Source organism: Brevibacillus fluminis, from assembly GCF_052072235.1.
Taxonomy (GTDB): Bacteria; Bacillota; Bacilli; order Brevibacillales; family Brevibacillaceae; genus Brevibacillus_D; species Brevibacillus_D fluminis_A.
On the sequence record NZ_CM125436.1, the window covers coordinates 4,752,457 to 4,772,517 of the forward strand.

The window sequence follows — 20,061 nt, forward strand, 5'->3', positions numbered from 1 at the left end:
GAGTGCCGGTGTGCACTCAGTTTAAAGCGAGTTTCACTTTTCCATGAATGAAGACCCGTTCAACAATTGCGCTCTAACGGATGACTTTAGTTCAATAAAAAACAGCGGCATTCTTAGACAATTTAGTCCGCCGCTGTTTCATTTATTGGGTCAGTCTAAACATATTTTACGAAGAGACCGATCTTACGGACACCAATCCGTTCCGTGAAATATCTGCACGACCTGGATTTGACACAATGTATTTTCAAGCCCTTTGCTTCACTTTGCTAACTTTTGGAACTAATCTCGCATTTCCCATCAAGAAGCAGGCAACCAGAGCGATAATGACAAAGCCGAGCCCAACCAGGAAGACACTATTCAAGGCATGGCTCAGCACCACTCTAGAATCTGTTTCGGCTCCACCTGCAACCATTCGCTGCGTTAGCAAACTGCCAAGCACGCTGACTCCGATCGTTCCTCCGATAGACCGGAAAAATTGAGAGGAAGAGGTAGCGACACCCCGGATTCCAGGCTCCACTGCACTTTGTGCAGCAGTGCCGACTACCGGATACAGCGCACCCATGCCCAGTCCCGTAATGATCATGTACAAGACCAGCTGCAACGCAGTCGGATCAACCGTCATCCCACCGAGCATCCCCAATCCGATTGCCATTAGAGCCATGCTGGGAACGAGAATGGTCCGGTACGAGACCTTGCTCATCAACCTTCCGCCTATTGTCGTAGTAACGACTACGGACAGCATGAGCGGTATCAGGATGTAACCGGCATAGGTAGGGCTCACTCCCATCACGTCCTGGGCAAAAAGAGGAATGAACGCAATCGCACCAAACATTCCGGCGCTCATAAAAAATCCGGCAATGTTTCCGAAAGCAATGACGCGGATCTTAAATAGATGAAGCGGTAGCATCGGTTCTTCCGCCTTCGTTTCGATCCATATAAACAAAGCAAGAAAGAGAGCGCTTAGACTGAACAAGGCGATAATGGTTGGTGAGTCCCCGCTTAGAACCAGCGCCAGTAAAAGAGAGACGATAGAGATGCTGAACGTGACAACACCGGCCCAATCGATGGATCGCCTCGTATAGCGCTTGCTTTCTTTCCAAGCAGCAGCCATAAGGTAAATGGCCGGAATACCGATCGGGAGGTTGATGAAAAAAATCCAACCCCAGCCTAAGTATTCGGAGATCATTCCGCCGAGTACCGGCCCGAGAATGCTGGAGATAGAAAACACATCGCTGAACAAGCCCATGAACTTCCCTCTTGATTCCGGTGGGTACAGATCCCCGACTATGGTAAAGGCAATGCGATACGTTTTTGGTCGTGTTCTAATCCAATTTCTAACGCTCTTTGATAATTTGGAAAAGCCTCGTCTTCCTTTGAGAGACCATCTAAAGCTAAGCATGTTCAAGCCATACTTCACTGGAATCTGGATACTTGTAGCATAATTCTTTAAACATATTTAAAGCAAAATTTTCTTTTCCATCCTCAAGATGTTGCTTTGCCTTTTCTACCTCTGTACGGATATGCTTCTTATCCATCCTAAATATCACCTCGCTAAATTATTTTATTTCATCATTCCCTTGTATCGTTCGATTTTCGTCAAGCCGCACTTTGTAAGACTCCCCCCATGCTTTCATTGCCATAATGATCGGTTCCAAAGTCCTTCCGAAATCAGTAAGGGAGTATTCCACTCTTGGCGGAACCTCTTTATATATTTCGCGATGAATGATGCCATCCCGCTCAAGCTCTCTTAACTGCAATGTGAGCATAAACTGTGTAATCCCCGGATTAAGGCGCCTGAATTCATTGAATCTTTTCGTTCCGTCCAAGAGCTGATAGAGAATGATCCCCTTCCACTTTCCACCAATAACATCCAGCGTTGTTTCAACCGGACATGCTTGCATATCCGGACTCACTCCATATTTGTTTCTTCGGTCTCCCATCAGTTTATCCCCCCCATGGTTTGATTTTTCATACTATACCATAAAAATCTGCGTACTTACTTTAAGTAATTGAGTCGATTTACAATGCAACTGTACAACATTTCCTATTTGAGAGGATGAATGTCCCATGAATACTCACCAAAAGATGAAAGCTGTCGGCGCTTACCGATACCTCCCCATATCCAATCCGGAAAGCCTTGTTGACCTGCACCTGGATAAACCGGAACCTGCAGGCCGCGAATTGCTTGTACGTGTAAAAGCAATCTCTGTCAACCCTGCAGACGTAGGCGTTCGCGAAAAACATAACTACGAAGCCGAATCACCGAAAATTTTGGGTTGGGATGCTGCTGGAATCGTCGAACAAGTTGGTCCTGACTGCCAATTGTTTAAACCTGGAGACAAGATTTTTTATGCGGGTAGTGTGTCTCGACCAGGCAGTAACAGTGAATTTCACTTGGTTGATGAACGAATTGTGGGAAATATGCCAAGAAGTTTGGATTTCGCTGCCGCCGCCGCATTGCCGCTTACCTCGATAACTGCATGGGAGGGCCTGTTTGATCGTTTAGGAATTAGCTTAGACGCAAATGAAAACAAAAACATTCTGATTATCGGTGCAGCTGGAGGAGTAGGATCGATCGCCATTCAACTTGCCAAACTAGCAGGTTTGACCGTCATCGGTACTGCTTCCCGTCCAGAGTCAATTCAATGGGTCAAAAGCCTCGGTGCGGATTTTATCATCAACCACAACAACCCTTTTCACCCACAGCTCAAGGAAGTTGGTATTGACACCGTAGATTATATCTTTTGCTTGAATGATACTGTTCAACATTTTGAAAATATGGCGGAAGTTATTGCCCCCCAAGGGAAAATTTGCTCTATCGTTCCTACAAACAAGGCAACTTGGGCAGGGAGCTTGAAAATGGACTTGCTGTTTTCTAAAAGTGTAACATTTGTATGGGAGTTCATGTTTACACGGTCCATGTTTCATACCAAAGACATGATCAAACAACACGAATTGCTGAATGAACTGGCGCACTTCATCGATGATGGAAAAATAAAAACTACGGTGACTGAACGACTAGAGCCGATCAATGCAGCAAACCTGCGTCTCGCGCACGAGAAGTTGGAAACTAGGCGGACAATTGGAAAAATTGTTTTAGAAAACTTCTGATGCGGCGAAGATGAAGTAGGCGCGTTTGGTGGCAAAAATGCGGTTATGTGAATAGACAAGTCAAAGGCCCCTTGCCAAAATGGGGCTTTTTGTGTTGTGTGTGGTATGGATGAGAAAGGTTATCCGAATTTTGTAAAATATTTTCCGTCACTTGTAATAAGGCCCACTATATGACAACAAACACCGCAAAGCTGATTGCGAGTATTTGAACAATATCTTAAAATCCTTAATTTTTAGTAGTCGCTCCATCAAATATAATATTTGACGCATCTAAAAGCATTGGCTATACCAGTGCTATGGCTCACGGCAAACCTGCTGATTAGAAACCCTGGCTACACCACGCTTTTGGCTTAAGCCGCGATTGCCCATATACTGGATAAGAATTTGATCAGTACAAAAAGATCCACCTCAACTTGTGGTGGATCTCCAATGACAGTTTATCACTCTTTATTAGACATACAATGCCCGGGTCTCCCAGTCAACTTCATCCATATTGTTAAGAAAAGCATGTCTAAGGATTGAAGTCATATCCGTGTTTGAGTCAAATATTGCTTTATTGCAGTGCGCGCAATAAAAATGAGGTACATTATGGACGGTAATTTTCTTATGACCGATATAGAAAGCATGACTTCCTACACGCAACTTAGCAATCGTTCCACATTTGCACATGGTTTCCGTTCGATGCTCTTGTCTCGCCTCAGTCAAAATCATGCTCCCCACCTCTTTCCAGTATACAGAATTAGTATACTCATTGTTACCTCAATTTATAATACAGTAACCACTGATGTTGACTAATCCATCCCCGCTTCTCGGGATGCCCATCCGGAAGTAGAGAATCATACACGATTCGTGCAACTGCATGCTCTTCAAAATCAATGAAAGGTCCCGGTTGCTTACAGTAATTGAAATCTCCCCCTCCCCAACAACAAAAAAACAAACGCCAGCCCCCACAGCCAGCGTTTGCCCCTCATCCTCTTTCCCCCCTACTCCTCCACCCTCACCGGATGGCTCTCCAAAAACTTCGTATGAAAATCCCCCGCCACAAACAGCTCATGCTCCAACAGCCGCTGATGAAACGGAATCGTCGTCTTCACACCTTCAATCACAAACTCATCCAACGCCCGCTTCATCCGCTGGATCGCTTCCTCCCGGTCCTTGCCCCAGACGATCAGCTTGGCGACCATCGAGTCGTAAAACGGGGTAATAGAATAGCCCGAATAGACCGCACTGTCCACCCGCACCCCGTACCCGCCGGGCGGCAAATAAAACTCCACTTTGCCGGGCGATGGCATGAAGTTTTTCGCCGGGTTTTCCGCGTTGATCCGGCACTCGATGGCCCAGCCGTTGATCTTCACGTCTTTTTGCGCGAATGACAGCGGCTTGCCTGCTGCGACGCTGATTTGTTCGCGGATCAGGTCGATGCCGGTGATCATCTCCGTTACCGGATGCTCGACCTGAATGCGCGTGTTCATCTCCATGAAATAAAACTTGCCGTGCCGGTCCAGCAAAAATTCGATCGTGCCGGCGCCGTGGTAGTTCACGGCTTTGGCCGCTTCAACCGCAGCCTTGCCCATCTCTTTGCGCAGCTTTTCCGTCAGCGCGGGCGATGGCGCTTCCTCGACCAGCTTCTGGTGGCGGCGCTGGATGGAGCAGTCGCGTTCGCCGAGGTAGACGACGTTGCCGTGCTTGTCGCCCATGATCTGGATTTCCACGTGGCGCGGCTCCTCCAAATACTTCTCGATGTACACGCCAGCGTTGCCGAACGCGGCTTCCGCTTCCTTGCGCGCCTGATGGAGCGAATAAACAAGCTCTTCCTCGTTGTTGGCGACGCGCATGCCTTTTCCGCCGCCGCCTGCCGTCGCCTTGATGATGACCGGATAGCCGATCTCATCCGCGATGGCGACCGCTTCTTCCTCGCGTTCGATGAGTCCTTCGGTGCCAGGGACGGTCGGGACGCCCGCTTCCTTCATCGTTTGCCGTGCGATCGATTTGTCGCCCATGCGCGTGATGGCGTCCGGCTCAGGGCCGATGAAGATGATGTTGTTGTCGGCGCACGCCTGCGCGAACGCCGCGTTTTCCGCCAAAAAGCCATAGCCCGGATGGATCGCGTCCGAACCTGTACGTTCGGCGACGCTGATCAGCGCGGCCATGTTCAAATAGCTTTGCTTGGATGGCGCTGGCCCGATGCAGTATGCTTCGTCAGCCAGCTGCACATGCAGCGCTTCCCGGTCCGGTTCCGAATAAACGGCGACTGTGGCGATCCCCATTTCGCGGCATGCCCGGATGATGCGGACGGCGATTTCGCCGCGGTTGGCGATCAGTACCTTTTTGAACATAAAGACGGCTCCCCTTTCTTGGTCCGTGCTCTACAGCGGAATGTTGCCGTGCTTTTTCGCAGGGCGGCTTTCCTTTTTGTTGCGCAGCATTTCAAGCGATTCCTTCAGCTTTTTGCGCGTCTCGCGCGGGTCGATGACGTCGTCGACCATACCGTTGGCCGCTGCGACGTACGGATTGGCGAACATGCTGCGGTATTCGGCGATTTTTTCCGCGCGGGTGGCCGCCGGATTGTCGCTCTGCTCGATTTCCTTGGCAAAAATAATGTTGGCCGCGCCCTCTGGGCCCATCACGGCGATTTCCGCATTCGGCCAGGCGTACACCATGTCCGCGCCGATCGCCTTGGAGTTGAGCGCCACATAAGCGCCGCCGTACGCCTTGCGCAAAATGACGGTGATTTTCGGAACGGTCGCCTCGGAATAGGCGTACAAGATTTTGGCCCCGTGGCGGATGATGCCGCCATACTCTTGATTGATGCCGGGGAAAAAGCCGGTCACGTCCTCGAACGTAATCAGCGGGATGTTGAACGAATCGCAGAACCGGATAAAGCGGGACAGCTTGTCGGACGAATTGATGTCGAGGCCGCCTGCCATGACCTTCGGTTGGTTGGCGATGACGCCGACGCTATGCCCGTCGATGCGCCCGAATCCGACGATGATGTTTTTCGCGAAATTTGGCTGGACCTCCATGAAATCGCCGTGGTCGACGATTTCGGCGATCACTTTGCGCACATCGTACACTTTGGTGCCTTCCACCGGGACGAGGTCGGTCAGCTGTTCACGCCAGTCGTTCAAGTCGTCGTACGCGACTACCGGCGGCTTCTCCTCGTTGTTTTGCGGCAAAAAGCTGATCAAGCGGCGCACTTCCGCCAACACTTCCGGCTCGGACGGCGAGGTGAAATGCGCGACGCCGCTGATGCTCGCATGGACATTGGCTCCGCCCAGATTTTCGGCGGTGATCTTTTCGCCGGTGACGGTTTCAATGACTTTGGGCCCGGTGATGAACATTTGGCTGGTGCCCTCAACCATGAACACAAAGTCGGTGATCGCCGGAGAATAAACGGCGCCGCCCGCGCACGGCCCCATGATGACGGAGATTTGCGGAATCACGCCGGAATAGATGGAATTGCGGTAAAAGATGTGCCCATAGCCGTCCAATGACACGACGCCTTCCTGAATCCGCGCGCCGCCGGAGTCGTTCAGTCCGATGATCGGGGCGCCGTTTTTCGCGGCGAGGTCCATGATGCGGGCGATTTTCATCGCGTGCATTTCGCCCAAAGCGCCGCCGAAAACGGTGAAATCCTGGGCAAAAACGTAGACGATGCGGCCGTCGATCTTGCCGTAGCCGGTCACGACGCCCTCGCCCGGCGCTTCCAGCTTATCCATGCCGAAGTTGGTTGCACGGTGCTGAATAAACGGATTCAGCTCCACGAATGTATGGTCATCGAGCAAAAGGTCGATCCGCTCGCGCGCGGTCAGCTTGCCACGGTTGTGCTGGGCATCGATGCGGGCATCTCCACCGCCAAGCTCTACCTTCCGTTTTCGGTCCATCAGTTCATCAATTTTTTCGTAAATCACGCTCATCTACGGTTCACCTGCCTCAAAGATCTTCATCAATTGGTTCGCTGCCAGCGTGACCGAGAGATTTCCCTCCGCCACGGCTTGCCTGATCGCGGGCAGCGCTTGCTTCACGCCGGGGTGCGCGTAAAAGCGGGCATACAGCGAATCTTGCACCATGCTGTTCATCCACGCGACCGCCTGCGCCTGCCGCCGTTTTTGCAGCATCCCCGACTTTTCGGTCGCCTCGCGGAACTCCCCGATAACCGACCAAATGTCGCCGACACCCTCGCCTGTCAAAGCCGAACAGGTCATGGCACGGCTTTCCCAGCCTTCGGTCGCGGGCTGCAAATAGTGCAGCATCTGGTTCAGCTGTTCTTTCGTCGCCAAGGCAAGCGACTTGTTGGCACCGTCCGCCTTGTTGACGAAAATGGCATCAGCCAGCTCGATGACGCCTTTTTTCATCGTCTGCAGCTCATCGCCTGTGCCAGTTACCATCAGCAAAAGGAAAAAATCGACCATCGAGCGGACGGTTACCTCGCTTTGCCCGACGCCGACCGTCTCGATCAAAAGCACATCGAAACCGGCGGCTTCGCAGACAAGCATCGTCTCCCGGCTTTTGCGGGCGACCCCGCCGAGCGACCCGCCCGCCGGCGATGGCCGGATGTATGCGCGCGGGTTGCGCGACAAGGCATCCATCCGCGTCTTGTCGCCCAAAATGCTGCCGCGCGTCACCGTGCTGCTCGGATCGACCGCGAGCACCGCGACCTGATGTCCCTGGTCGCACAGCATCGTGCCGAACGTGTCGATCAGCGTGCTTTTGCCTGCGCCAGGCACACCTGTGATGCCGACGCGGATGGAGTTGCCGGTATGCGGCAGCAGGCGGTTCAGCACTTCCTGCGCCGTTTCCATGTGGGCGGGGGCGTTGCTCTCCACCAACGTGATCGCCTGGGCCAAAATCGTCCGGTTGGCGGCGAGCACCCCTTCCACGTATTCGTCTACCGTCAGGCGGCGGCGCATTATTCGGCCTCTAGCCTGCGGTTGATCTCTTCAATGACGCTGCGCGCCGCGATAGGAATCACCGTTCCCGGCCCAAAAATGGCGGCTGCGCCATGATCGCGCAAATACTGATAATCCTGTGCCGGAATGACGCCTCCGATCACGACCATGATGTCCTCGCGTCCCAGCTTTTTCAGCTCTTCGACAAGCTGCGGCAGCAATGTTTTGTGTCCGCCCGCAAGCGAACTCATCCCGACGACATGCACGTCGTTTTCCACCGCTTGCTGTGCTGCTTCCTCCGGCGTCTGGAACAGCGGTCCGATATCGACGTCAAAGCCCAGATCGGCAAAAGCCGTCGCGATCACCTTGGCGCCGCGATCATGGCCGTCCTGCCCCATCTTGGCGATCATGATCCGCGGGCGGCGACCTTCGCGCTCCTCGAATTCATCCGCAAGCTTGCGCACGTCTTCCACGGCTTCGTCCTCCCCGTATTCCGATCCGTACACGCCGGATACGGAACGAATCACTTCCTTGTGGCGTCCCACCACTTTTTCATACGCATCCGAAATTTCGCCGAGGCTCGCGCGCGCACGCGCCGCTTCGATCGCGAGCGCCAGAAGGTTGCCCTCGCCGCTTTTCGCCGCTTCCGTGATGGCACCAAGCGCTGCCTGCACCCGCGCTTCATCGCGGTTCGCCCGCAGCTCGGCCAGACGCTGAATCTGCGCTTCGCGCACCGCCGCGTTGTCCACCTCGAGAATGTCCAGCGGCTCTTCTTTTTCCAAGCGGTATTTGTTGACCCCGATGATCACTTCTTTGCCCGAATCGATGTGCGCCTGTCTGCGCGCCGCCGCTTCCTCGATCCGCAGCTTGGGCAGCCCGGTCTCGATCGCCTTGGTCATGCCGCCCAGCGCTTCGACCTCCTGAATGTGCGCCCATGCGCGCTCCACCAGCTCATTTGTCAGCGACTCGACATAATAGGAGCCGCCCCACGGGTCGACCACGCTGCACATCCCTGTCTCATCCTGCAAATACAGCTGCGTGTTGCGGGCGATGCGCGCGGAGAAATCCGTCGGCAGTGCAATCGCTTCGTCGAGCGCGTTGGTGTGCAGCGATTGCGTATGGCCCATGGAAGCTGCCATCGCTTCGATGCATGTACGCGCGACGTTGTTGAACGGGTCTTGCTCGGTCAAGCTCCAGCCGGACGTCTGCGAGTGCGTGCGCAGCGCCATCGACTTTTCGCTCTTCGGCTTGAATTCGCTCATCAGCTTGGCCCAAAGCAGACGGCCTGCGCGCATTTTCGCCACTTCCATGAAGTAGTTCATGCCGATCGCCCAGAAAAACGAAAGGCGCGGCGCGAACGAATCGATGTCGATCCCCGCCTTGATCCCGGTGCGGACATATTCCAGTCCGTCCGCCAGCGTGTACGCCAGCTCGATGTCGGCGGTCGCTCCCGCCTCCTGCATGTGGTAGCCGGAAATGCTGATGCTGTTGAACTTCGGCATATGCTCGGCCGTGTAGGAAAAAATGTCGGCGATGATGCGCAGCGATGCTTCCGGCGGATAAATGTACGTGTTGCGCACCATGTATTCTTTCAAAATGTCGTTCTGGATCGTACCGGTCAGCTTGGCTTGCGGCACGCCCTGCTCCTCCGCCGCGACGATGTAAAACGCCAAAATCGGCAGCACAGCGCCGTTCATCGTCATCGAAACCGACATCTGATCCAACGGAATTTGATCGAACAAAATTTTCATATCCAAAATGGAGTCGACGGCAACGCCCGCTTTGCCGACATCGCCGACTACGCGCGGATGATCCGAGTCGTAGCCGCGGTGCGTCGCCAAGTCGAATGCGATGGACAAGCCTTTTTGCCCCGCCGCCAGGTTGCGCCGGTAAAACGCGTTGCTCTCTTCCGCCGTGGAAAAGCCGGCATACTGGCGGATCGTCCACGGCTGGTTCACATACATCGTCGGGTATGGGCCGCGCAAAAAGGGCGGAATGCCGGACAAAAAGCCGATATGCTCAAGGTCTGCCGTATCTTTTGCCGTATAAACCGGCTTCACCGGAATTTGCTCCAGCGTGTTCCAGACGGACGATGTTTGCGCCGCGCGCGCAGGCGACTCAGCAGAAACGGCGCTCTGATATGGAATTGACGTGAAATCAGGTGATTTTCTCATAGCCCTATTCCTTTCTGCCGGGACAGTCGCGCCAAGAGGCCCGCGCAGTCCGCTCCCATGTAAATGAAATCATCGACGCCTGCCGCTTTGTATACGGCGGCCTGCTCCGGTGCCGGACGTCCGGCGAGCCAGACCGTCAGCTGCGGATTTTTGGCCTTGATCAGCGAGGCGAATGCAGGCGCCAGCTCAGGATACAGCTCGTCGTGCGAGCAGATGACCACGAGGCTGGCATCCGATGCAAGCGCGGCTTCTGCCGCCGCTTCCACCTCTGTGAACCCTGGCCCTTGAATCCCCTGAAAACCGCCCGCTTCCACGAATCCGGTGGAAAAATCCGCGCGCGCTTTGTACTGGGACACGGTGCCGAGCTTGGCGATATAGGCTTGCGGGTAGCTGCCGTGCTTTTGCTTGTAGCGCTCGGCATTGGCCCGCAGCGCTTCGAATGCGGCGGCATCGCGGCGCAGCGGGATCGGCTGCACGGTCGTGCCAGTATGACTCGGAACAGCGCCGCCACGGACGATTTCGCCCAGCGTGGCACCGTGCGAAACGGCATCGATCGCCGCTTCCATCACGTTCTCTGCGTTCCGGCTTGCAACCGCCGAACGATAAGATGCGAGCTTTGCCGCAAGCACCGACCGATCTGCGGCTGCCCGCTGCTTTTGCACTGCAGAGCGCCGCTCTTCCCGAATCGCTGCCAGCTCTTCGTCCGTCAGCACAGGTACGGCCGCCTCGTGCAAATTCGGATACACATTGGTTCCGACCATTTTGTCCTTGCGCTTGCTCATGTTAGCCGCGCGCTTCGCTGCGATCGCAGCCACTTTTTCCTGCGGCAGTCCGGCTTGCAGCGCCAGCGCCATGCCGCCCGCTGCCTCTACCTCCTGGAACAGCGCCCACGCTTTTTGGGCCAGCTCGTCGGTCAGCGCTTCGATATACCATGATCCGCCAGCCGGATCGGCCACCTTTGTCAGATGGGCTTCATTTTGCAAAATCAACTGCGTATTGCGGGCGATCCGCCGCGAAAATTCATCTGCAGGGCGAATCGCTTCATCGAATGGGGACACATGCAGGCTGTCGGCCCCGCCGACGACGCCGGCGAAGGCTTCGGTTGTGCCGCGCAGCATGTTGACGTACGGATCATGGACGGTTTTGGTCCGGGCGGATGTGCGCGCATGGATCGACAGCTTTTGCGCCTGTTCATTGCCGCCGAACGCCTCAACGATTTTGGCCCACAGCATCCGTGCCGCGCGAAGCTTGGCGATTTCCGTGAAAAAGTGTGAGCCGAGCGAAAATGAAAAACGCATGCGCGGTGCCGCATCGTCGATCTCGATGCCGCGGGCATCCAGCTCGCGCAAATACGCAACGCCTGTCGCCAGCGCAAACGCCAACTCCTCCACCGCGCTTGCGCCGCCGTCATGATACGGATTCGCTTGCACCAAAACGGTCTGCAGCGCAGGCGCATGTGCAATCGCCCAGCGCGTCGCGTCAGCCATCGCATCGTACGCTTCCGCGAGCGTTCCGGACAGCGCGCCTGCCCGCGCCAGCTCGCCCAACGGGTCTGCACCTACCACGCCGCGCAATTGCGCCGTCCCTTGTCCGGATTTTTGCAAATGGGCTGCCACCATGGCCAAGACCGCCAATCCCGCGTTCCCAGCCTGCACCATGATCGGCGTCTGCCCAAGGTCGATGCCTGCGAGCAGCTGCTCGACATCAGCCAGCGTAGAGAGCGAAACGCCCCCCTGCCCGAGCTGGTCCGCCTCGGCCTGATCGGCGTCCACTCCGGCGGATGATGCCCGGTCCAGCGGCACATTTACCATCGTCTGCCCCCGCTCCAAATCGTAACGCACCGCCTGGTTGAAAGCTTCCGGCGACGCTGCGCCCACTTCCTGCGCTATCGCCCACGGCTTGGAAGCGTAACCAAGCTCGTCTGTGCCGCGCACATAAGGCGCAGCGCCGGGAACGCTTTCCATGTGCGGCAGGCTTTGCGTATCCTCGCCGCGATACAGCGGCTGGATGGCGATTCCCTCATACGTTTGTGTGACCAGCTTTTGCTCAAATGAAGCGCCGTTCAAAAGCTTCTCGGCCCGCGCCTTCCATTCTTCATACGTCGGCTTGGAAAAATCCCGAAACATCATCGGCCGTCCTCCCCTTTCCTTCTCGCCTATTTATCGTGCTTTCACCAGAAAAAGAGGTTGACCGTATTCAACCAATTGTCCGTTCTCCACCAATACTTCCACGATCTCGCCATCAACCTCGGCTTCGATCTCATTGAACAGCTTCATCGCTTCTACGATGCAGACAACCGTCGAGCGGTTAATCTGGTCGCCTGGCTGCACATAAGGCGCGGCGCCCACTTCCGGCGCGCGGTAAAACGTCCCGACCATCGGCGATGTGATTTTGTGCAAATCCACAGCGGCTGGAGCTGCTGCTGCCGGTTGCCCGGTTTGGGCAGCTGCTGTCTGCACAGACGCAGGTTTCACCTCAACCGCAGGTACGCTTGGCGCTTGCGCGGCTGCATTTGGGGCCGGTGCGACAGCCGGAGCAGCTACGCTTGCCGTCTCTTCCACGAAAACAGGCGAAACCGCGACCCCTCTCTTCATATAAATGCGCACCTCGTCGCTTTTAACCTCGAATTCCTGCAAGGAAGATTGATCCACCAGTTTAATCATTTCGCGAATTTCATGGATTTTAAACAAGCCAGCTCACTCCTATTCATCATTCACCTAGTATTCACCTAATTCTTCTCTTCATTTTATCAGACCGACCAGTTGGTCTGATATAGGTCTAAAGACTTAGCTGTGTTCCGGGTGGAGACTTTGCTGTTACGTGATCCTGAAGAAATAGACCGGAACTCCTTGTTTCTTCAGGAATTCCGGTCATGCTGATCTGCCAAAAGCGGCGTTTATGTTTCGCGTTCGCTCGCAAGTTTTCCGATCACGTCTGCCAATCCATTTGCTCCGGCTGCCAGATCCGGTCCTGATGTAAGTTGGCGGGGGTTCCCGATTAAAAAGACGGATACATGCCGTCCCATACGATGTTTCGGTATCCCTCGGGATCTGTGTCGCCTTCGGTACTGATGATGAGAATTCTCGAATCCGCATCGATGTGGAGCTGTGAAGCGATTTGGTGCAATGCTTGCTCCTCCCGAATCAGACTGAGAACGCCTAATCCGACCGCGCCAGATTCTCCGGAAATGACACGGGGATCTCCAGGCAATGGGTTGCCAAGCATCCTCATGGCTTTTGCCGACACATAATCCGGACAGGAAATATACATGTCTGCATAATCGCGTAAAAGCCCCCAAGCGACCGTACTTGGCTCTCCGCAGGCGAGGCCGGCCATAATGGTGGGCATGAAACCCGTTACCGCATGAGGCTTTCCGTCATTTGCTTCAACGGATTTATAAATACATGCCGCTTCATTCGGTTCCACGATGGTCGTGATCGGCCGGTTTTTTCCCATCCTCATGATGAGATAGCCAAGCACGCTTGCCGCAAAGGAGCCAACCCCTGCTTGCAAAAACACATGCGTCGGCCACTCAGCCCCCTCTTTTTCCAGCTGTTCAAGCGTCTCGTCAATGAGGGTACAGTATCCTTGCATAATCCAGGTGGGGATTTCTTCATAGCCATCCCAGGAGCTGTCCTGTACCAATACCCCGTTATTCTCGCAAGCATAATACTTGGCCAACTTGACAGAATCGTCATAATTCAGATCGGTGATCGAAGCTTGTGCGCCTTCTTTTTTAATATTGTTCAAACGGGTTTCGGATGAGCCTTTGGGCATGAACACGACTGATTTTTGTCCCAACTGGCTTGCGGCCCACGCGATCCCTCTGCCATGGTTTCCGTCCGTCGCTGTAACAAAAGTAATTTCGCCCAATCTCTCTTTCATTTCTCTCGACTTCAACCTCTCAAAGGAAAGCTCCGAAATATCCATGCCCAGTTTATTGGCTACATACTTTCCAACCGCATAGGAGCCGCCCAATACTTTAAAAGCATTGAGGCCAAATCTGTAAGACTCGTCCTTTATCCATATATTCTGAACGTTCAGCCTGCGTGCCAATGCTTGCAAACTGTGCAGCGGCGTCACCTGGTATTCGGGAAAACGCTTGTGAAAGCTTCTGACCTTCCCAATCACTTCTTCGTTCATAAAAGGTACGGATAGGTGCTCGGTTTCGCTTGAACGCGCTTGTTTATTTGGGATGTACTTGAATGAAGTGCTGTCTACCATTTGCATGCCCCCTGTTTCAAATTGAATCCGTGCATCATGTGAGTAAAAGCAGTAAAAAAACGAAATGCTGGTATGTAATATATTACATTCTACCCAAACGAATGATTCTCTGTCAACTTGGCCGCTTGATCGAATTGTCCCATATTGAAACCTGCAAATTGTACGTGATATATTACATTCAGGCGTTACTAAGAAGGAGGCGTATCATTTGATCTTGGAGCATGCCAAAAAAGTTAAACGCTCATCCATTCGTGAGCAGGTATATCATCAGCTTCAGGAGTGGATTATTAGCGGCGTATTAAAGCCGGGTGACCGATTAAAAGATCAAGATTTGGCGGAGGCGTTAGGGGCAAGCCGCACGCCGATTCGTGAAGCCCTGTTGCGACTGGAAGAGGAAGGAATGATTCAAAGCAAAGCGAACAGCTGGACACAGGTTGCTCCCGTTGATAGCAACCAGGCTTATCGCCTCTATCCGATTATCTGGACGCTGGAGAAGCTTGCTGTTTCCTTTGCCAAAGCGAATATGAAGGACGAGCACATCGAGGAATTGGAAGCCATTAATGAAGAACTGGACCAGGCTATCAAGCAGGGGGATGCGCTTGGCGCCCAGCACCACGATGCTCGCTTTCACCAGGTGATCATCGATTTATCGGAAAATGAAGAGCTGATTCATGTGCTGGCAGGGTTGAAGAAAAAGCTGCGCCGTTATGAAATTACCTACTTCAACGGTATTTCCGGGGTTGAACAGTCGGTTGAAGAACATAAACAAATCATTCTTTCGTTAAAAGAAAAAAACTTTGACGCTGCCGCCGAAAGAATCGAAGCCAATTGGCAGGAGAGCTTTCAACGCCGCTTATCCAATATGGAAGCAGAGAAGAGTACCAGCAATTCGCAAGATTAATCATTCCCGATGCAAAAAAACAGGCGCCTTTTTATCTCGGCACCTGTTTTTTTACTTGCGATTTTATGCAGCTTTTCGCTCCCGCTGCCCATCATGGCGCGGCACGGCGATCAGCTGGATGACGATCATGATGACCACGAGTGCGATCAAGGCGACAACCGCCATGGAAAAGCTCTGTGTCGCATCGTGAATCCACCCCAGAATGAGCGGGCCCGCCGCGCCGATCACATATCCTGCCGACTGTGTCATCGCCGACCAACTGGCCGCTTCCTGCCCGTTTGTCGTGGCGTCGATCGGCAGCAGCAGATTCAGCGGGAACAAAGCTCCCGCCCCGATCCCGATGACAATCGCCGCAATCCATGGAGCGACGGAAAAATAGAGCATGGAAAGCCCGACCAGCTCAAAGGCGGAGCAGAGCAGCATCCACGGCAATCGCGCGGGATAGCGTTTGAGCAATGCCGGCAGGAACAGGCTGACCGGCACCTGCACCAAAGCGAACAGCGTGAGCACATTGCCCGCGTACACTTTGCTGTAGCCCAAGCCTTCGATGATCGGCGGCAGCCAGGCCGTGATCGAATAAAACATCATGGCCATGAAACCAAAGGACAGCGTCAGAAGCCACGCCTTTTTTTGTCCCCAAGGCAAGCTGGCTGTCTGGGCAGAAGCGGCATTCCCGTCACCGCGCCCGCCTGCGCGCCGCAGCGACATCCACCAGATCGGGACCGCGATGAAGGCCAGCAGCGCCCACACCGCCAGCGCCCCCTGCCAGGAATGGGTTTGGCTTTGGAACGGAGCTGCCAGACCGGAGCCAAGCGATGCGCCGATCGTCAGGGCGACGGAAAACAACCCGATCATCGTCGGCACCCGTGTCGGGAAATAGCGCTTGATAAAGCCGGAAAGCAGCGGGCCTGCCGAGGCGATGCCAAGGCCCGCGACAAAAGCGGTCACCATCAGGAAGAAGGTGGAATGCGTGAAAAAGCGAAGCGCCGTCCCGACGCCAATCAGCGCCAGCGACCAGCCGATGACCCGCTCGATGCCGAAGCGCGCCCCGAGCGCAGCGGCCATCGGCGAAAAGATGCCCATGCAAAAGACCGGAATCGATGTCAGCAGGCTTGCCACCGAAGCGCTCATCGCCAGCTGGTCCCTGAGCGTCTCCAGCAAGGGAGCGATTGAAGTGATCGCCGGGCGCAAGTTTAATGAAGCCATGAAAAAAGCGAGAATGAGCAAAGCGCCTCTCGATTTCATCGTATCACTCCTTTTGGATGAAGCATGGTAAAAAATCCCTTCTGTACCAGGCCAAAAGGGACGAAGCAAGCACCTGCCGTTAGACAGGTGCGATGTTGATGTCGCTGGAGGTCAAAAAGAATCGCGAATACTCAGGCTTGTTCATCGTTTCTGGCGTAAGAATCGATTTGAGAATGATATCGGAGTAAATGACGGCAATTTCTTCGATCGAGTAGCGTCCCGTCTTTTGATACCATTTGTATATCCAGTTGATCATGCCGAAGATCGCCATGGCCATGATCGGCACCGGCAGCTCTTGGCGGAACTCCCCGCAGTCGATCCCGTCCTGGATGACCTTGAACATAATTCCCTTATAGTGATCGCGCTTTTCCTCAATCAAGGAAAAATACTCTGGCGCGAGATAAGAGCTTTCCTGATAAAAGACCGTGACTTCCGAGCGGTACAGGTCGATCATCATGACAAATGAACGAATGATTGCGTCCAGCTTTTCCGTTGGCGTGGCAAACGTCTGGTACGCCTGCTGCCCTTTTTCCAGCACATACGATATGAAGTGATCGTGAACGGTATAAAGGAGTTCGTCTTTCGACTTGAAATTATGATAAAATCCTCCTTTTGACGTGCCGCTCGCTTTCACAATCTGATCTACCGTCACTTTGTGGTACCCGTACTCTTCAAACAGTCGCAGCGACGATTCGATGATCCGGTCCCTTAGCGATTTTTCTGCCATCCGTTGATTCACCCCAACCTATTCTAACACAATCCCTGCTGACTCGAAAAAATAATCTTGAATAAGTCATGATAACATGCCGGTCGAAGATTCGTCACATGCGAAAGGAACCAGCCCTTTCATTTGGCTGGTTCCTCGCTGGCACTTCTCTTTTCTCCCATCATTTCACAATGAGGCTGATGGTGAGCTTTTTCTCTTCATAAGTCACGGTTATTTTGGTCGTCCCTGCCGACTTGGCGGTGATCAGTCCTGCCTCCACATTCGCAATCGCCTCGTCCGCAACCTTCCATGTCGCCTCTTTCGTGATGTCCGCTTTTGTACCGTCCGTATAGAGCGCTGTCAGGGTTAGCTGCTGGGTCTCTTGCGGAGCCATCCGCAGCGTACGCTTGCTGATCTGCAGCTTGTCCAGCTTGGTTGAAGCGGTCACTTTCACTTCCGCTTTGGTCTTCTTGCCGCCATAAACGGCCGTAATGGTCGCTTTCCCTGCGCCGACCGCTTCCAGCTCACCTGTATCGCTTACGGTAACCACTTTCGGATCGCTGGTCGTCCAGGTGGCATCTTCCGCAGCGTCCTTTGTTTTTTTGTTCGATAAGGTCGCGATCAGCTTCAGCTGCTGTGTATCCTTTACGTTCAACGCAGCAGGCGCATCGCTGATTGCCACGCTCTTCACGCTGATTTTGGAAATGATCACGGGAATCGTAATCGTTTTATTCTGGTACGTGACCGTAAACGATGTGGTTCCTTCTTTTGAACCGACTTTGATCCGGCTGGAGCGGAACTTCATGTCCTTGGACTTGCTTTCATAGGCCGTCTGTTTATCCTGCGTAATGTTTTGCTTTTCGTCATTGTCATACAACGCGGTTACGGTAAAACGAGCCGTCTGGTTCGGCTTGACCACCAGCACCCGCTCCGACGGGATCAGCTTGACTACCGTTTTCTTCGCGACGACGGTGATTTTGATGACCGCCGCTTTGCCGCCGTCCGCTGTCGTCGCCGTAATGGTCGCGACCCCAGGGCGGCCGAGCTTCACGCGCCCGTTTTGATCCACGTCCGCGATGTCCGGGTCGCTGCTGCTCCATCTCACCGTCTGATTCGTCGCATACGATGGCGTGATCACGGGACGCAGCACGATCACATCGTCACCCTCGTTCACCGTCACGTCTTTTTGCTCGAACTTGATTTCGCTCACCGGATAATACGGTGTCGGGTCCGGCATGCCGGGCGACAGGACCGTGACGGTGATCGTTTGGTCAAAGCCGTGATATTGGACATGGACGGTTGTGGTACCGTAGTTTTTGGCTACCAAATTGTTACCGTCTACTTCCACGATGTTTGGATCGTCGGACACCAGCTTGTACTTGCCGCTGATGTCATAGGAGTGCTCGTTTCGATGCATCGCCCAAACATCGTCAACCTTTTCTGTGGCTCCTTTTTCCAGTTCCAGTTCGTCATCAATGCCCTGCAGATTCATAATTGGATTGAAAATTGGCAGGAACGGGTAGTCGCCATTGTAGAAAAACCATATGTTGTCCCCATCCCAGTCTTTGAATATACCTTCCGGATCAAATGTTTGCATTTGGGCTGTGGTTTTGCCTGCTTCTGTTCTACTTCCATCGCTATTCTGGTTGGTTGTATCTTTATCCCAGTAAGAGTCTTGAACAAGCGCATCGTTGGATTTGCCCACCAATCCGCCGACAAGGGAACCTGTTCTGGCAAACACTTTTCCGGCAGCATAAGCGTTCCTAATCTCCATGAAATCCGCCTGACCGATGAGACCGCCTACCTGATTGTCGGCTGTAACATCGCCGACTGCATAGCTGTCGAAAACCGAGCCTTCTATCATCCTGCCAACGAGACCGCCTACCCACTGTTTTCCGACGACGTCTCCTCCTGCCATCGATGTGCTGATCGTAGACCTCATCACACTTCCTGCAAGGCCGCCCAAGTTGGTGCCTTGATTTTCATCCGCTTCCTTGACGAGGCTGCCTGCCATCGATTGGCTAAGCACGGAATCTGACAGACTGCCTGCAACTCCTCCCACATTCTCCATTCCGACTACACGCGCAAAGGATTGAACCTGCTCGATCCGCGCATTGCTCGCTGCGCCGATCACCCCTCCGACACTTGAGTCTCCCGTTACTTGACCGGATACCTTAACATTCGAGATCGTGCTCAGAATGGCGACTGGCCCCGGATCAGGGCTGGGCTCCAGCCATTCGGTTTCCCCTGCAAGCGCCCCTACGCTACTGCCCCCTGTGATGGATACATTCCTCAGCTCCAAATTCGTGACGATGCCTTTCAAAACGGAAAACAACCCGACAGGCCCCGTTGCTTCCGGGCGGTTGATCGTAAGCCCGATGATGGTATGTCCATTCAGAACCGATCGGCTCCCAGCCTTCTCCCTCACTAAAGTCGCTCAAATCGATGTCATCGCCGAGCTTGTACGACGCACTCAAATTCGTACGGATGTTCGCCAATTCCTCCGCCGTCGTGATGATATACGGATTCGCCGGGGTCCCGTCGCCTGTCGCTGCCTTTGCCGGCTGCGCCAAGTTTACAAAAACGATTGCCCATCCCGAAAAGGCGATGAAAAATGCCAACATGATCTTGATGTATGTTGCCAGCAGCGGCTGATCTGTCCTTCTTCCCGCCATGTATCTCTCCCCCATCTTTCAAAGACTCGCGTACATCCTATCAGAACGGGGTGTAAAAAAAACCTAACCAAAGTTAGAACTTTCGCCTACTCGCCAAAAAATATCGCCAGCGATGACCCGTACCTCCTTTGAGGTA

Annotated in this window: 17 protein-coding genes; 2 read left to right on the plus strand and 15 right to left on the minus strand. The window is 53.8% G+C overall.

Translation table 11 applies throughout. The features are described 5' to 3' along the window. Positions 1-244 precede the first annotated feature (244 nt). From ACTID9_RS23355 to ACTID9_RS23365, 3 genes are all read right to left on the minus strand, one after another. Positions 245-1,246: an MFS transporter gene (locus tag ACTID9_RS23355; RefSeq protein ID WP_441067250.1), complete on the minus strand. Its 1,002-nt coding sequence runs from the start codon at positions 1,244-1,246 to the stop codon at positions 245-247. A 145-nt stretch (positions 1,247-1,391) separates the two neighbouring features. Next, complete coding sequence (locus tag ACTID9_RS23360; protein ID WP_441067251.1) at positions 1,392-1,535, minus strand: hypothetical protein; 144 nt, start codon at positions 1,533-1,535, stop codon at positions 1,392-1,394. 21 nt (positions 1,536-1,556) lie between these two features. Then, positions 1,557-1,940, minus strand: a complete 384-nt coding sequence (locus tag ACTID9_RS23365; protein ID WP_441067252.1) for a winged helix-turn-helix transcriptional regulator — start codon at positions 1,938-1,940, stop codon at positions 1,557-1,559. Between the two features lie 127 nt (positions 1,941-2,067). On the opposite strand from ACTID9_RS23365, the gene ACTID9_RS23370 reads away from it, so the two are divergent. Continuing rightward, positions 2,068-3,111, plus strand: coding sequence for a zinc-binding alcohol dehydrogenase family protein (locus tag ACTID9_RS23370; protein ID WP_441067253.1), 1,044 nt, complete (start codon positions 2,068-2,070; stop codon positions 3,109-3,111). 450 nt (positions 3,112-3,561) lie between these two features. On the opposite strand, the gene ACTID9_RS23375 is transcribed toward ACTID9_RS23370, so the two are convergent. The 8 genes from ACTID9_RS23375 to dpaL form a co-directional block, all read right to left on the minus strand. Further along, entirely contained in the window at positions 3,562-3,822 is a 261-nt protein-coding gene (locus ACTID9_RS23375; protein WP_441067254.1) for a YgiT-type zinc finger protein, read from the minus strand. A gap of 272 nt (positions 3,823-4,094) precedes the next feature. Further along, on the minus strand, positions 4,095-5,447 hold the full coding sequence (gene accC / locus ACTID9_RS23380) for an acetyl-CoA carboxylase biotin carboxylase subunit (RefSeq protein WP_441067255.1): 1,353 nt from the start codon (positions 5,445-5,447) through the stop codon (positions 4,095-4,097). A gap of 30 nt (positions 5,448-5,477) precedes the next feature. Continuing rightward, positions 5,478-7,028, minus strand: coding sequence for an acyl-CoA carboxylase subunit beta (locus ACTID9_RS23385; protein WP_441067256.1), 1,551 nt, complete (start codon positions 7,026-7,028; stop codon positions 5,478-5,480). Next, a complete protein-coding gene (meaB, locus tag ACTID9_RS23390; protein WP_441067257.1) occupies positions 7,029-8,021 on the minus strand; it encodes a methylmalonyl Co-A mutase-associated GTPase MeaB in 993 nt (330 codons plus the stop codon). After that, on the minus strand, positions 8,021-10,174 hold the full coding sequence (gene scpA / locus ACTID9_RS23395; RefSeq protein WP_441067258.1) for a methylmalonyl-CoA mutase: 2,154 nt from the start codon (positions 10,172-10,174) through the stop codon (positions 8,021-8,023). Before scpA ends, meaB begins: the two co-directional genes overlap by 1 nt. Continuing rightward, on the minus strand, positions 10,171-12,303 hold the full coding sequence (locus tag ACTID9_RS23400) for a methylmalonyl-CoA mutase family protein (protein ID WP_441067259.1): 2,133 nt from the start codon (positions 12,301-12,303) through the stop codon (positions 10,171-10,173). The genes scpA and ACTID9_RS23400 overlap by 4 nt, the downstream gene beginning before the upstream one ends. Positions 12,304-12,333: 30 nt before the next feature. Further along, positions 12,334-12,864 carry an acetyl-CoA carboxylase biotin carboxyl carrier protein gene (gene accB / locus ACTID9_RS23405; protein WP_441067260.1) on the minus strand — a complete coding sequence of 177 codons (531 nt, stop codon included), beginning with the start codon at positions 12,862-12,864 and terminating at the stop codon, positions 12,334-12,336. A gap of 307 nt (positions 12,865-13,171) precedes the next feature. Beyond that, on the minus strand, positions 13,172-14,398 hold the full coding sequence (gene dpaL, locus ACTID9_RS23410) for a diaminopropionate ammonia-lyase (protein WP_441067261.1): 1,227 nt from the start codon (positions 14,396-14,398) through the stop codon (positions 13,172-13,174). A 214-nt stretch (positions 14,399-14,612) separates the two neighbouring features. Between dpaL and ACTID9_RS23415 the strand changes: the two genes are divergently transcribed. Next, entirely contained in the window at positions 14,613-15,299 is a 687-nt protein-coding gene (locus tag ACTID9_RS23415) for a GntR family transcriptional regulator (protein ID WP_441067262.1), read from the plus strand. Between the two features lie 63 nt (positions 15,300-15,362). On the opposite strand, the gene ACTID9_RS23420 is transcribed toward ACTID9_RS23415, so the two are convergent. The 4 genes from ACTID9_RS23420 to ACTID9_RS23435 all read right to left on the minus strand — a co-directional run bounded on the left by ACTID9_RS23420 (position 15,363) and on the right by ACTID9_RS23435 (position 19,925). Next, positions 15,363-16,544, minus strand: coding sequence for an MFS transporter (locus tag ACTID9_RS23420; protein ID WP_441067263.1), 1,182 nt, complete (start codon positions 16,542-16,544; stop codon positions 15,363-15,365). A gap of 79 nt (positions 16,545-16,623) precedes the next feature. Continuing rightward, positions 16,624-17,271: a TetR/AcrR family transcriptional regulator gene (locus ACTID9_RS23425; RefSeq protein ID WP_441067264.1), complete on the minus strand. Its 648-nt coding sequence runs from the start codon at positions 17,269-17,271 to the stop codon at positions 16,624-16,626. Between the two features lie 160 nt (positions 17,272-17,431). Continuing rightward, positions 17,432-19,585 carry an Ig-like domain-containing protein gene (locus ACTID9_RS23430; protein ID WP_441067265.1) on the minus strand — a complete coding sequence of 718 codons (2,154 nt, stop codon included), beginning with the start codon at positions 19,583-19,585 and terminating at the stop codon, positions 17,432-17,434. Next, entirely contained in the window at positions 19,515-19,925 is a 411-nt protein-coding gene (locus tag ACTID9_RS23435) for a hypothetical protein (protein ID WP_441067266.1), read from the minus strand. Before ACTID9_RS23435 ends, ACTID9_RS23430 begins: the two co-directional genes overlap by 71 nt. Positions 19,926-20,061: the final 136 nt, after the last annotated feature.

Excerpts from the sequence above, each read along its gene's own strand:
- meaB (WP_441067257.1), bottom strand. The coding sequence starts at position 8,021 with ATGCGCCGCCGCCTGACGGTAGACGAATACGTGGAAGGGGTGCTCGCC.
- ACTID9_RS23375 (WP_441067254.1), bottom strand. The coding sequence starts at position 3,822 with ATGATTTTGACTGAGGCGAGACAAGAGCATCGAACGGAAACCATGTGC.
- ACTID9_RS23400 (WP_441067259.1), bottom strand. The coding sequence starts at position 12,303 with ATGATGTTTCGGGATTTTTCCAAGCCGACGTATGAAGAATGGAAGGCG.
- scpA (WP_441067258.1), bottom strand. The coding sequence starts at position 10,174 with ATGAGAAAATCACCTGATTTCACGTCAATTCCATATCAGAGCGCCGTT.
- ACTID9_RS23425 (WP_441067264.1), bottom strand. The coding sequence starts at position 17,271 with ATGGCAGAAAAATCGCTAAGGGACCGGATCATCGAATCGTCGCTGCGA.
- accC (WP_441067255.1), bottom strand. The coding sequence starts at position 5,447 with ATGTTCAAAAAGGTACTGATCGCCAACCGCGGCGAAATCGCCGTCCGC.
- ACTID9_RS23385 (WP_441067256.1), bottom strand. The coding sequence starts at position 7,028 with ATGAGCGTGATTTACGAAAAAATTGATGAACTGATGGACCGAAAACGG.
- ACTID9_RS23360 (WP_441067251.1), bottom strand. The coding sequence starts at position 1,535 with ATGGATAAGAAGCATATCCGTACAGAGGTAGAAAAGGCAAAGCAACAT.
- ACTID9_RS23435 (WP_441067266.1), bottom strand. The coding sequence starts at position 19,925 with ATGGCGGGAAGAAGGACAGATCAGCCGCTGCTGGCAACATACATCAAG.
- ACTID9_RS23370 (WP_441067253.1), top strand. The coding sequence starts at position 2,068 with ATGAATACTCACCAAAAGATGAAAGCTGTCGGCGCTTACCGATACCTC.
- dpaL (WP_441067261.1), bottom strand. The coding sequence starts at position 14,398 with ATGGTAGACAGCACTTCATTCAAGTACATCCCAAATAAACAAGCGCGT.
- ACTID9_RS23365 (WP_441067252.1), bottom strand. The coding sequence starts at position 1,940 with ATGGGAGACCGAAGAAACAAATATGGAGTGAGTCCGGATATGCAAGCA.
- ACTID9_RS23355 (WP_441067250.1), bottom strand. The coding sequence starts at position 1,246 with ATGGGCTTGTTCAGCGATGTGTTTTCTATCTCCAGCATTCTCGGGCCG.
- ACTID9_RS23420 (WP_441067263.1), bottom strand. The coding sequence starts at position 16,544 with ATGAAATCGAGAGGCGCTTTGCTCATTCTCGCTTTTTTCATGGCTTCA.